We start from the raw sequence: 13715 nt of genomic DNA, 5'->3' as shown, positions 1-13715 counted from the left end.
AAAATGTATGAAAATAAAACATAGTCATACATTTGCTTACATTTTTCATAGCAGTTTTATTATTGGAATATGCTGTGCTACATATTTAAACTTAATTAATTTTATTATTAATTTTGTCTGGCATGTTTTGTTTGATAAATTACCTGTTCCTAGTCAGGCTTTACCATTTTTTATTTGTATTCCTTTTGGTTTCATTATTGGTATATTAATTAAGCGTTTAGGATCATATCCATTAACTATCGAAGAAGTTTTAATGAGTGTTAAGCAGCAGGGAAAGATCAATTATCACAATTGGTGGAAATCCTTAACCTTAGGTCTTATTTCTTTAGCCGCGGGTGGCAGTATTGGACCAGAGGCTTCAACTACTGTACTAGGAAGTGGCATGGTTAATTGGCTGGGAGATAGATTACGACTAATTGCTTATTCTTCTGATTGGAAATGGAATCATTTTTGGGATACTATCGTTTCGAAAAAACAACTAAAAAAACTGCCAAAATTTAGTAGCCTTTTTAAATCAAAATTGCATCAAAAAGTTTTTTGCTTAATTATGGTTATGATCGGCGTGGTTGGTGCAGCAATAGTCTTTAAATTATTCCCTGAAGAAGGATTATTTGGTATTCATCATCGCCATATTCTCTGGCAATGGCGCTATAGTATGTATGTAATTATTCTATTAATTGTAGGTTGGAGCTTCGGTATGTTTTTCTTATGGAGCGAAAAATGGAGTGATTATTTTGCTGAAAAAATTACTATTTCACCGATTATTAAAGCAACTATATGGGGAATAGTTCTTGCATTACTTACCTTAATTACTAGTTATGCCCTGTATTCTGGTGAATTTCAAATTGTTCCATTTGTACACCAGGCGTTGCAAATATCACCATTATTTTTGCTAGTTATAGCAGTCATCAAAACCTTGTCTACTAATATAGGTTTTAGTTTAGGCTGGCGTGGTGGAAAAATTTTCCCTTCGATTTTTGCTAGTGTAGCAGTTGGCGCAGCGATTGCGCAATTTTTACCAATTATGCCAGTTATGTGTGTAGCCATTACAGTTAGTGCAAGTATTGCAGTTATCTTGGGTAAACCTTTATTAACAGCTATTTTATTGATTCTGTTATTACCAATAGAATTGGCTCCTGTCATTTTAGTAAGTGCGTATTTAGCTGCCTGTTTAACAAAAGTGAGCTATAGTTTTAGACAAAAGAATAATTAGGGAGGTATTTTTTATGAACGAAAAAAACGATGCAGTAACTGGTGCTTCTTTGATAGAGAATCAAGAAGAAAAAGTGAAAAGCCCATGGCCAGGTCCTAAAGGCATGATTCCTGTAACAAGTGGGCGTGCTGACGATGCTAATGTACATAATCGTGCCTACTTAGACAATATCTTGGTGGAGATGCGTTTGCTTGATTCAGTTGAGCCAGACTTAACAACTGAGATTTTTGGTAAAAAATATGCCTCACCTTTAACTCTGGCTGCAGTCTCTCATTTGAACAGGGTTTTACCAGATAAGACACGTAAGCCAATGCAAGAAAAGGCACGTGCGGCTAAGAATACCAATACTTTAAATTGGATTGGCATGGAGTCAAACGAAGAATATGCCGAAATTGTCAAAGAGGGCGGCGATACAGTTAGAATTGTGAAGCCTTACGCAGACCATGATAAAATTATGGGCGAACTAAAACAAGCAGAAGAATTGGGTGCCGTAGCTGTTGGAATGGATATTGACCATGTGCCTGGTGATAATGGTAAATATGATGTAGTCGATGGTATTCCACTAGGACCGATTTCATTTAGCGATCTTGAAAAGTATGTTCATGCAGTTAAACTGCCGTTTGTGGCTAAGGGCGTGCTATCCGTGCGTGATGCCGTTAAGGCTAGAGATGCTGGTGCCAAGGCAATAGTTGTTTCACATCACCACGGCCGCGTTCCATTTGGCGTGCCACCACTAAAAGTTTTGCCAGCAATCAAGCAAGCACTAAATGGCAGTGGAATGACCATTTTTGTAGATGGATCATTGATGACAGGCTACGATGCATACAAGGCTTTGGCATTAGGCGCAGATGCTGTACTGATTGGTCGAGGGATTCTTTCTGAATTGTTAAAAGATGGGCAAAAAGCAACAGAAGATAAGATTAAGAAAATGAATGAGCAGCTTGCACAAATGATGTTGTATACTGGCGTTAGAGATACTAAATCATTTGATCCTAGTGTGTTACATTTTGATTAGGATAGAAAAATGAAATAGTTTATTTTTTACAGTTTACTATAATTAAGTGGCTATTAGCCTATAATAAAGGCGTTTAAAGCTATACTGAATAGTGTTATGCTTAACTCGGACGTTGTTATAAGGTAATTATTTAAAAGTAATTAGTTGTATACGAAAACATGCTTAGCTCTGGTAAAAGCTAAGCATGATGTCTCATAATATTGAGCCGCTTGTAGATTGTACTACAAGCGGTTTTATTTTAGATGAAAATAACAAGTATTTCAAGAAGCTAGTATCTATGTTCTGCTATTATGGAAATGGATTGATTTAGAAAGTGATGCTATTGAAATTTCATTATGAGCGGGGATGCAAAACCTTTTTTAAAAAGCATAAGAATGAGCAAAAGATAATTAAGCAGTTAATCGATCAAGCGATTACTAAGGAATTGGCAACTGGTATGACTAAAGTGAAGATCGCTGCAATGACTCGGATTGAGGGAAAATCAATTTACGAGTTTCGCCTAAATTTGAAAAAAGCGGGTTCAGCGAGAGTCGCTTTTGCAGTAAAGGATGAGCAAGTACTAGTTCTTTTGATTACCTCTAATTTACAGAAGGATAGTTTTAGTCATGAATTAGAAACTGTTCTGAAAGGAAGTCATTATGCGTTTAATTCCAATTAAGCAGGCAGAGACTTTGCTCAAAAAAATCTGTAGTAATAAAAGTAAATATGTAGAAATTAAATTATTAACGGCAAAAAAGGATCGTTCAATTAGTGTGAAAAATGATGGTAAAAAGCTAATTTTAACTGAAGATGGCTATTTGAACTTTACGCAGGAATATGAATTGACTGATCCAGCTGTTGGCCGTCATGCAGTTTTAGCGGCTTTTAAAAAGGAATTTCCGCGTAGTAATCGTGCGTATCTGATTGCTAAATAGTATACTTTAACTATAAGAAAAACTATCAGTGCTGATCAGAAAGGAAGTCTTTTTATCAATGAAATATGCAGAAAAATCTCCCGCATTATGGGATGCCATTCATCATGAAGAACAGCGCCAACAAGACACCATCGAATTAATTGCCTCTGAAAATATTGTTTCTGATGCAGTTCGTGAAGCACAAGGTTCTGTTTTAACTAACAAGTATGCTGAAGGATATCCTGGTCGGCGTTATTATGGCGGTTGTCAATATATTGATCAAGTTGAGCAACTGGCTATTGATTATGCAAAAAAATTGTTTAACGCAAAGTTTGCTAATGTACAGCCGCACTCTGGATCACAGGCTAACATGGCAGTTTATCAAGCACTTTTGAAGCCAGGTGATGTCATTTTAGGTATGGGAATGGATGCTGGCGGTCACTTGACTCATGGATCCAAGGTTAACTTCAGTGGTAAGGAATATAAGTCTTACAGTTACGGCCTAAATGTTGAGACTGAAGAACTAGATTTTGATGCCATTCGTGAAATTGCTCTTAAGGTTAAACCTAAGTTAATTGTAGCCGGTGCTTCTGCGTACAGCCGCATCATTGATTGGCAAAAGTTCCGTGAAATTGCAGATGAAGTTGGGGCATACTTAATGGTTGATATGGCTCATATTGCTGGCTTAGTAGCAACCGGTCAACATCCAAGTCCTGTTCCAGTAGCTGATGTAGTAACTACAACTACACATAAGACCCTGCGTGGCCCTCGTGGTGGGATGATTTTGTCCAACAATTTAGAAATTGGTAAGAAAATAAATTCCGCTTTGTTCCCAGGCATTCAAGGTGGGCCACTTGAGCATGTCATCGCAGGTAAAGCGCAAGCATTTTATGAGGACTTGCAACCACAATTTACAGATTATATTAAGCAAGTCATTAAAAATTCTAAGGCAATGGCAGAAACTTTTGCTGAATCGGACAATATTCGTGTCGTATCTGGTGGTACTGATAACCATTTGATGATTATCGATATTACTAAGACTGGTATTACCGGTAAAGATGCTCAAAATTTACTCGACTCTGTTCACATCACTACCAACAAAGAATCAATTCCAGGCGATCAACGTTCACCATTTGTTACTAGTGGGTTGCGGATTGGTACGCCAGCAATTACTAGTCGTGGCTTTGATGAAGCAGATGCTAAGAAGACTGCGGAAATGATTATTGAAATTTTATCTGATCCAGAAAATTCCGCAACGATTGCTCATGTTAAAGAAGAAGTTCAGGCATTAACTAAAAAACATCCAATTGAATAATTTGTATAGCAGAATTTAGCCGTCCTAGTTCTCAGCTGGGGCGGCTTTTGTTATAATAAAAAATTAAAAATAATGGAGTTAAGAATGAAGGAAACGTGATTATTTGGAAAAATTAAAAAGACATAAAATAGGCTTATTTTCAGCGATTATGCTGGCCTTGAATTCTTTAATTGGTTCGGGTTGGCTTTTTGGTTCAGGTTCTGCAGCACAAATTGCGGGTCCAGCCGCAATTTTATCTTGGATTTTAGGTGCAGTAATTATCATCTCAATTGCATTGACTTATGTAGAATTAGGTTCGATGTTTCCCGAAAGTGGCGGGATGAGTCGATACGCTCAATATAGTCATGGGCCGTTATTGGGCTTTGTGGCTGCTTGGGCTAACTGGATTTCACTAGTCACATTGGTACCGATGGAAGCCGTAGCTGCCGTGCAATATATGAGTTCTTGGCCCTGGAGCTGGGCTAACTGGACTAAAAATTTTATTAAAAACGGCAGTATTACTTTTGCTGGCTTAGGTGTGGTTATTATTTTTATGCTGATTTTTACAATGATCAATTTTTGGTCAGTTAAAATCATGACCCATTTTACCAATTTGATTTCTATTTTTAAGATCTTATTGCCTACTTTGACGATTATAGTTTTAATTGCTTCAGGTTTTCATGGACAAAACTTTGGCAGTAATTTACATGAATTTATGCCTTATGGTAGTCGGTCCATTTTTGAAGCAACTTCTGTTTCAGGAATTATTATGTCTTATGATGCCTTTCAGACGGTCATCAATATGGGTGGGGAATTGAAAAATCCGCGTAAGAATATTGTGCGTGGGGTATTGATTTCAATGTTAATTACTGCGGCAATTTACATTATGTTGCAAGTGACGTTTATTGGTGCAGTTGAGCCAGGTATGTTAGCTAAAGTAGGCTGGCATGGAGTTAACTTTACCTCACCATTTGCGGACATTGCTATTATTTTAGGCATTAATTGGTTAGTAATTTTGCTCTACCTAGATGCATTTGTTTCACCATTTGGGACAGGGGTAGCATTTGTAGCTACGGCCTCAAGAGCCCTAGCGGCAATGACACACACACGTCATTTGCCAAAATGGTTAGGTAGATTGAATCAAAAATACTTAATACCACGTTATGCGATGATTGCTGACTTTGTTTTGGCGATTATTTTAGTAAGCTTATTTAGAAACTAGAATTTACTAGCAACAGTAATCACGGCCTCAACTTTGATTGCATATTTGACTGGTCCAGTTACGGTAATGACTCTAAGAAAGAAAAGACCAGATCTTGATCGTCCATTTAATCCTGGTTATATGAAGTGGCTAGCTCCAGTTACCTTTATACTAACTAGTTTGGCAATTTACTGGTCAATGTGGTCAACGACTATTCAGGTGATAATTGTTATTGCCTTGGGTTTGCCGATTTATTTTTATTATGAAATTCACTACCAACATTCAAATTTAAAAGAACAATTACATAGTAGTTGGTGGATGATCGGTTATTTGATTTTTATGTCACTTATGTCCTTTGTGGGCAGTAGCGGTTTTGGTGGTCAGAACTGGATTAAGTATCCATTTGACTTTGTAGTAATTATCATTATTTCTCTCGCCTTCTATTATTGGGGAATTAAGACAGGGTTAAAGAAAATCGATCCTTATGCTGAAAAAATTGCGCAAAATAAAGAATAAGTAAAAAAACTGTTGGGATTTTTGGTCTCAACAGTTTTTTGATCGCTATTCTGCTTCATCAAGATACTTATTTAGCACCTTGAAAACACCGTTGTCGTTATTAGTAGGTGCAATAAATTTAGCAGTCTTTTTAACGATATCTTGACCATTAGCCATGGCATAACTTAAACCAGCAAATTTCAACATTTCAAGGTCATTTTCACCATCACCGAAGGCAATTAATTCACTTCTTGGCACGTCTAAATAAGCTAAAAATTCCTTTAGCCCTGCGGCTTTATTTACACCTTCAGGAATAATATCCATGTAGCTCCAACCACTAGTTGTGACGTGGATTTTTTCTGTACTACGGCTGTTGAAGTCATGTTCTAATTCATGTCGAATCTTGCTGGGATAGTCCATTGTGATCTTAGTGTATTGGTCATCAGCAGGAATTTTATTAAAATCATCAATTTCGATGCTATTAGGATAAAAATAATGATGGGACCGCTTGTATTCTGGTGGTGTACTTTTTAAAAAGTAGGAGTGCTTAACGCCACTGATTAAAATGTTTTGGGCTGCACCAGGATAGCGTGCGTGCAAATATTCAATAAAATTTAGGATGCATTTTTTTGAAAAGCTTGTTGTACGAATAATTTTTCCATCGCGAACTAAGACCGCACCATTGTCGGCAACAAAGTCAATAGAATCGATAAATTCGCTAAAGTCATCAGCCAAACGACCAGCTGGGCGGCCGCTAGCAATAATAAAATGTGCCCCGTGTTGATGCAGACGAGTTAAAATCTCGCTAAACATTTGATGATCGTATTGTTTTTCATCGTTAACAAAAGTACCGTCAACGTCTACAGCAACGGCCTTAAAGGAAAGAGTAGTCATCTAATTACCTCACTAAAATTTGATACCGTTAACAGTTTACCATTTCTTGCAAGTGCTTACATAAATTATTTATATTATGTTTAACAATAAATTTGAAATTTACGAGGTAGAAAAAATGACACCATGGTGGAAAAAAGCAGTTGTTTATCAAATTTATCCTAAGTCATTTCAGGACAGCAACGGTGATGGCATAGGTGACTTACAAGGAATTATTGCTCGTTTAGATTATTTGGAAAATCTAGGAGTTGATGCAATTTGGCTTTCACCGGTCTATCAATCTCCCGGTGTGGATAATGGCTATGATATTTCAAATTATGAAGCGATTGATCCGCAATATGGCACGATGGCTGATATGGATGAGTTGATTCAGAAAGCTAAGGAGCATCATATCCGAATTGTAATGGATCTGGTGGTTAATCATACATCTGACCAGCATCAATGGTTTGTGGAGGCACGAAAAAGTAAGGATAATCCTTACCGAGACTATTATATTTGGCGTGATCCTGTTGATGGACATGAGCCCAATAGTTTGAAGTCTGCTTTTTCTGGTTCAGCTTGGAAATTTGATGAGCAAACAGGACAATATTATTTACACTTCTTTGCGGAACAACAACCTGATTTAAATTGGAAAAATCCAGAGTTGCGGCAAAAAATCTACGATATGATGAACTTTTGGCTTGATAAGGGGATCGGTGGCTTCCGAATGGATGTGATTGAATTAATTGGTAAAGATCCCGACAAAATGATCCGTGAAAATGGTCCGATGCTTCATCCATATTTGCAAGAAATGAACAAGAATACATTTGGTGATCGAGATGTGATGACGGTGGGCGAAACTTGGAATGCGACACCGATGATTGCAGAAGAGTACTCAGATCCAGCACGTCATGAATTATCAATGGTTTTCCAATTTGAGAATCAAGCTTTAGACCAGCAGGAGGGAAAAGAGAAGTGGGATTTAAAGCCGCTAGACTTAGGCGAATTGAAAAAGGTTTTAGTAAAGTGGCAGACAGAGCTTGATTTTAATCATGCTTGGAATAGTTTGTTCTGGGAAAATCATGATATTCCGCGCGTAATTTCACGTTGGGGCAATGATAAAAAATATCGGGTGCAGTGTGCTAAGATGTTTGCGACAGTTTTACATTTGATGCACGGCACACCATATATTTTTAACGGTGAAGAAATTGGTATGACTAATTGTCCGGTAAAAAATATTGATGAAGTAGAAGATATTGAAAGTGTCAATATGTATCATGAACGTCTGGCTGAAGGTTATGACAAAGATAAACTAATTCATGCGATCAATGTTAAAGGCAGGGATAATGCTCGTCGTCCAATGCAATGGAATGATGAGAAAAATGCCGGCTTTACTAAGTCAAAGCCATGGTTGACAGTAAATCCTAACTACAAAGAAATTAATGTGAAGAAGGCCTTGGCTGATCCTAATTCGATTTTTTATACTTACCAAGAATTGATTACTTTACGTCATGAAAATGAGATTGTGGTTAATGGTGACTTTAAGTTGGTTCATGATACTGGTGATGAAGTTCTTGCATATTATCGTATTTTAGGTACTGAAAAGTGGTTGGTGGTTGCTAACCTATCTGGTGAAGAGCAACAGTTTACGTCGACCGATCGCATTAAAGAAAACTTGCTTAGTAATTATGCTGTGCGTAATGATCTGCATGATATTACGCTTAAGCCTTATGAAGCATTTGCAGTGGCAATTAGATAAGCTAAAATTAAAAAGAACTTGAATTACTAACTTGAAGATGTTATTCTAGTTATCGTTAATCGATTAATCTATGATCTGTGATATGATCATGGCAAAGGAGTAATAAATTATGAAACAAGGTATTCATCCAGAATTTCAAGAAGTAGTTTTCATGGACTCAGCAACTGGTGCTAAGTTCTTAGCTGGCTCAACTTTGAAGCCATCAGAAACTATTGACTACGAAGGCGAAACTTACCCATTAGTACGTGTTGAAGTTTCATCAGATTCACACCCATTCTACACTGGCAAGCAAAAGTTTGCTCAAGCAGATGGTCGAATCGAAAAGTTCAACAAGAAGTACGGCTTGAAGAAGTAAGCCTTTTATCTGGTGGAAGCAGTCCCATTGGGGCTGCTTTTTTCGTTAGAGATTATTTGGCAGAATGCATGAAAGACAGTATAATGTTTTCTGTATAAAAATGTTTTTATGGGAGTAAATATTCAATGAAAATGCAAATGGCGGAAATTGCCAAGGCTTTAAATACTACTTGTGAAGGTGACAATCAAACTGTTATTACTTCTGTTGCCTTTGACTCCAGAAAGATCACAGATGGTGGATTATTTGTACCACTTGAAGGTGAACGTGATGGGCACGAATTCATAGCTAGTGCTATTAATAATGGTGCTTCTGCTACTTTATGGAAAAAGGGGCATCCGAACAAGCCAGAAGATATTGCGGTTATTGAAGTTGATGATCCGCTTGCTGCTATGCAAGAGCTTGCTCGCTATTATTTGCGTAAGGTTAATCCAACCGTAGTGGGAATTACTGGTTCAAATGGTAAGACTACTACCAAGGATATGATTGCTGCTGTTTTGTCTAAACGCTTTAATGTACATAAAACTCAGGCCAACTTTAACAATGAGATTGGTGTGCCAATGACCATCCTTGAGATGAAGCCAAATACTGAAATTTTGGTGCTTGAAATGGGAATGGACAGACCAGGTCAATTGCATCATTTAAGTGAATTAACCCATCCAGATGTGGCCGTAATTACAATGATTGGTGAAGCTCATATTGAATTCTTTGGCAGCCGCGACAAGATTGCAGATGCTAAGATGGAAATTACTGACTTTTTGCGTGAAGATGGCGAATTTATCTTCAATGGGGATGAACCATTATTGCAAGAACGTGCTGAGAAATTGGATCAAGCTAAAGCAACTTTTGGTTTTAGAGATGAAGATACAGTTCATGCAACTGGCTTTAAGAGTTATATGCATCATGCTACCTTTACAGTTAATGATTCAGAGCAAAAATTCTCAATCCCAATGATTGGTAAACACAATGTTTCTAACGCAATGGCCGCAATTAGTGTTGGTCGTCATTTTGGTGAAAGTGATGAGGAAATTGCCTCATCATTGTCTAACTTTACCCCAACGGCTAATCGGATGGAGTGGGAAAAAGGCGATGCTGGAGAAAGCATCATGAGTGATATCTATAACTCAAATCCAACTGCTGTTAGGGCTGTATTGACTAGTTTTGGCCAAGTTGAAGTAAAAGATAATGGGCGCAGAATTGCTGTTTTAGGTGATATGTTGGAATTAGGTAAAAACTCCCCTGAATTGCATGCTGGCCTTGAGGATACGTTAGATCCACAAATTATTAACGAAGTTTACTTATATGGCTCTGAAATGAAGAATTTGTATGATGCTTTACAAGATAAGTATGAGCCAGAGCATTTGCATTATTATACACAAGAACAGACAGATCGAATGATTGACGATCTGAAGAATGATATTAAGTCGGATGACATTGTTGTATTGAAGGGTTCACATGGAATGCACCTGGAAAATGTCTTGGCCCGACTAAGATAGGAGAACAATTTTTTTGAAGTTTTCAGAATTAGGATTAAATGACGCGCTTCTTAAGGCAATTAAACGCTCAGGCTTTGAAGAAGCAACGCCAATCCAGGAACAGACTATTCCCCTTGCTTTGCAAGGCAAAGATGTAATTGGTCAAGCCCAGACTGGTACCGGTAAGACAGCTGCGTTTGGCTTGCCAATTTTACAGATGATCGACAAAAAAGAAAAAGCAATTCAAGCGGTTATTATTGAACCAACGCGTGAACTTGCTATTCAGACGCAAGAAGAATTATTTCGTTTAGGTCGTGACGAACATGCTCATGTTCAAGTGGTCTACGGAGGAGCAGATATTGGTCGTCAAATTCGCTCATTGAAACATCATGTACCATCAATTTTAGTTGGTACGCCAGGGCGTTTGCTTGACCACTTGAAACGCAAAACTATTAATTTAGATCAAGTTAAGGCTGTCGTTCTAGATGAAGCAGATGAAATGCTCGATATGGGTTTTATTCAAGATATTGAAAGTATTTTGAAATATGCTAAGAACCGACAACAGACTTTACTCTTTAGTGCTACAATGCCTAAGCCAATTTTGCGGATAGGCGAAAAATTTATGGATCACCCAGAAATTGTCCGCATTAAAGCTAAGGAATTAACTGCTGATTTGATTGAACAATATTTTGTTCGTGCTAAAGAGTCTGAAAAATTTGATATTATGTGTCGACTAATTGACGTGCAGGGTCCAGATTTGGCTTTAGTCTTTGGTCGCACCAAACGTCGCGTAGATGAACTTACGCGCGGTTTGCAAGCGCGTGGCTACAATGCGGCGGGAATTCACGGTGATCTATCGCAAGCGCGTAGAATGTCAGTTTTGAAAAGATTTCGTGAAGGTAAGCTAGATATTCTGGTTGCTACTGATGTAGCTGCCCGCGGACTCGATATTTCAGGTGTAACCCACGTTTATAATTATGATATTCCCCAAGATCCGGATTCATATGTTCACCGTATTGGTAGAACTGGTCGTGCGGGGCAAAATGGAATCTCTGTTACTTTTGTTACGCCAAACGAGATTGGCTATATGAGAACCATTGAGCAATTGACTAAAAAGAAGATGTCGCCGCTTCGTCCGCCAACAGATGATCAGGCATTACATGGTCAATTAAAGCAAGCAAAAATTGAAATTGAAGATTTGATGAACGGTGATTTGGGTAAATATACCCAAGGGGCAAGTGAGCTGCTGGATAACTATTCAGCTCTCGACTTAGTTGCAGCCTTTTTAAAGAACTTGGCTAAAGATGAGGTTAAAGTCAAGATTACCCCAGAAAAGCCGTTACCATACAAGGGTGATGGTCGCCGCCGTCGTGGTAAAGGTCATGGCCGTAGCAATAATAATCATGGACGCGATAACCACCGCCGTCGTCGTAACAATAATTCATACCGCCAAAATGAAACCCGCGGTAAGCGTGGTCGTGGCAACGGACATGAATTTGTAATCAAGAATAAGAAAGATTAAGATTTTATCTTAAAAAGGGAAGTTGTAATTTTTACAGCTTCTTTTTTGTATTATAATGATGTCATTGTGTGAGGTGAAAATAATGATTAAAGGAGTAGGAATTGACTCGATTGAAGTTGAACGAGTTAAGAAGATCGTGGACAAGGGGGATGCTTTTGCCAAAAAAGTATTAACTCCCAAAGAATTTGATCAATATCAAAAAATGGCAGGCAAACGTAAAGTTGAATACCTAGGCGGACGCTTTTCATTAAAGGAATCTTTTTCTAAAGCAATGAGAACGGGTCTGGGAAAGTATATTGGTTTTCAAGATGTCGAAACTTTATGGGATGATTTAGGTCATCCCGTTATGACTTCAACTAAGTTTGATGGAAATATTTTCCCAAGTATCACACATGATAATCATGAAATTATTACATTTGTAGTTTTGGAGGAAAAATAAAAATATGGTTCCAGGCTATCACCGTCCAGCCGTTGTAAAAGTAAATTTGGGCGCAATTAGAAGAAATATAAAAAACGAAATGAAACATCTTGCAACAGGGCAAAAGATGTTAGCTGTAGTTAAGGCCAATGCTTATGGTCATGGTGCAGTTGAGGTGGCTAAAATTGCGATTGAGGAAGGTGCAGCAGGCCTTTGTGTAGCTATTTTAGATGAGGCCTTGCAATTGCGTCATGCTGACATTGTTAAGCCAATTTTAGTTTTGGGAGTAGTTTCTCCAGAATACGCTCCAATTGCGGCCGCAAACAATGTTTCATTAACGATTCCTAACCTTGAATGGCTAAAGGAAGCAGAAAAGTACCTTGAAAAAGAGCAGTTACAGTTGAAAGTTCATATTGGAGTAGATTCAGGCATGGGTCGGATCGGCTTTAACGAAGATGAGGATTTTATTGCTGCTAATAAATTCTTACAAAATAACGATAATTTCTACGTAGAGGGTATGTTCGCACACTTTGCTTCCGCAGACAGTGCCGATGATACTTACTTTAAGCATCAGGTAGAAAAATTTGCTCATATGAGAAGTTTGTTGACAGTTAAGCCTAAGTGGATTCACGTAGACAATACCGCTGCCAGCATCTTTAACAAGGATGTGCCTAGTGATTGTGTTCGTTTTGGAATTGGCATTTATGGTTTGAACCCATCCTCTAATCCTGATAGTCCTGACTTGAAGTCATCAATTTCGCTTGAACCAGCATTATCATTTGAGAGTGAACTAACTCATGTAAAAACTATTCATGAAGGTGACGGAGTAGGATATGGTTCTACCTTTGTAGCTGATCAAGATACAATTATTGGAACTGTGCCTGTTGGCTATGCTGATGGCTTTATTAGAAAGTTTCAAGGCTTTAAAGTTAAAGTTGGAGACGAATACTGTCCAATTGTCGGCCGAATTTGTATGGATCAATTTATGGTCAAACTGCCAAAGAAAATGCCGTTAGGAACTAAGGTAGTCATCATTTCCAATGATCCAACAGCGCCAAATAATATTAAGGCCGCCGCAGATTATGTTGATACTATTCACTATGAAGTAGCATGTTTGTTAAACGATCGTTTACCTCGTGTTTACTATGAAAAATAAGTTAGGCAATAAAAAAATGCTTCTAGAACAAAAATCTAGAAGCATTTTTTGG

Annotated in this window: 12 protein-coding genes and 1 pseudogene; 12 read left to right on the top strand and 1 reads right to left on the bottom strand. The window is 37.8% G+C overall.

Annotation, left to right across the window (positions count from 1 at the left end):
• The first annotated feature begins 7 nt into the window (after positions 1-7).
• The 6 genes and pseudogenes from CP366_RS08095 (at position 8) to CP366_RS08070 (ending at position 6132) form a co-directional block, all read left to right on the top strand.
• Positions 8-1213 (top strand): chloride channel protein, encoded by a 1206-nt coding sequence (locus CP366_RS08095; protein ID WP_089146121.1) that lies wholly within the window; start codon positions 8-10, stop codon positions 1211-1213.
• Positions 1214-1226: 13 nt separating this feature from the next.
• A complete protein-coding gene (locus tag CP366_RS08090) occupies positions 1227-2228 on the top strand; it encodes an alpha-hydroxy-acid oxidizing protein (RefSeq protein ID WP_089146122.1) in 1002 nt (333 codons plus the stop codon).
• Positions 2229-2544: 316 nt separating this feature from the next.
• Positions 2545-2886 carry a hypothetical protein gene (locus CP366_RS08085; protein ID WP_061204415.1) on the top strand — a complete coding sequence of 114 codons (342 nt, stop codon included), beginning with the start codon at positions 2545-2547 and terminating at the stop codon, positions 2884-2886.
• Positions 2867-3142 (top strand): hypothetical protein, encoded by a 276-nt coding sequence (locus CP366_RS08080; RefSeq protein WP_023488497.1) that lies wholly within the window; start codon positions 2867-2869, stop codon positions 3140-3142. The genes CP366_RS08085 and CP366_RS08080 overlap by 20 nt, the downstream gene beginning before the upstream one ends.
• A 58-nt stretch (positions 3143-3200) precedes the next feature.
• On the top strand, positions 3201-4436 hold the full coding sequence (gene glyA / locus CP366_RS08075) for a serine hydroxymethyltransferase (RefSeq protein WP_089146123.1): 1236 nt from the start codon (positions 3201-3203) through the stop codon (positions 4434-4436).
• A gap of 103 nt (positions 4437-4539) precedes the next feature.
• Positions 4540-6132: pseudogene (locus tag CP366_RS08070) on the top strand (APC family permease).
• A gap of 45 nt (positions 6133-6177) precedes the next feature.
• On the opposite strand, the gene CP366_RS08065 reads toward CP366_RS08070, so the two are convergent.
• On the bottom strand, positions 6178-7005 hold the full coding sequence (locus tag CP366_RS08065; protein WP_089146124.1) for a Cof-type HAD-IIB family hydrolase: 828 nt from the start codon (positions 7003-7005) through the stop codon (positions 6178-6180).
• 115 nt (positions 7006-7120) lie between these two features.
• Here CP366_RS08065 and CP366_RS08060 point away from each other — a divergent pair, with 115 nt between their 5' ends.
• From CP366_RS08060 to alr, 6 genes are all read left to right on the top strand, one after another.
• Positions 7121-8740: an alpha-glucosidase gene (locus tag CP366_RS08060; RefSeq protein WP_089146125.1), complete on the top strand. Its 1620-nt coding sequence runs from the start codon at positions 7121-7123 to the stop codon at positions 8738-8740.
• 109 nt (positions 8741-8849) lie between these two features.
• Positions 8850-9095 (top strand): type B 50S ribosomal protein L31, encoded by a 246-nt coding sequence (locus CP366_RS08055; protein WP_005721090.1) that lies wholly within the window; start codon positions 8850-8852, stop codon positions 9093-9095.
• A gap of 125 nt (positions 9096-9220) precedes the next feature.
• Entirely contained in the window at positions 9221-10588 is a 1368-nt protein-coding gene (gene murF, locus CP366_RS08050) for a UDP-N-acetylmuramoyl-tripeptide--D-alanyl-D-alanine ligase (protein ID WP_005721091.1), read from the top strand.
• 13 nt (positions 10589-10601) lie between these two features.
• Entirely contained in the window at positions 10602-12089 is a 1488-nt protein-coding gene (locus CP366_RS08045; protein WP_061204419.1) for a DEAD/DEAH box helicase, read from the top strand.
• Positions 12090-12171: 82 nt separating this feature from the next.
• Complete coding sequence (gene acpS / locus CP366_RS08040) at positions 12172-12528, top strand: holo-ACP synthase (protein WP_005721641.1); 357 nt, start codon at positions 12172-12174, stop codon at positions 12526-12528.
• Between the two features lie 4 nt (positions 12529-12532).
• Positions 12533-13663, top strand: coding sequence for an alanine racemase (gene alr, locus CP366_RS08035; protein ID WP_089146126.1), 1131 nt, complete (start codon positions 12533-12535; stop codon positions 13661-13663).
• Positions 13664-13715: the final 52 nt, after the last annotated feature.

Origin of the sequence: Lactobacillus sp. UMNPBX15 (genome assembly GCF_002553785.1) — a bacterium.
Taxonomy (GTDB): Bacteria; Bacillota; Bacilli; order Lactobacillales; family Lactobacillaceae; genus Lactobacillus; species Lactobacillus crispatus.
This window is presented reverse-complemented; position numbering and strand designations above follow the sequence as displayed.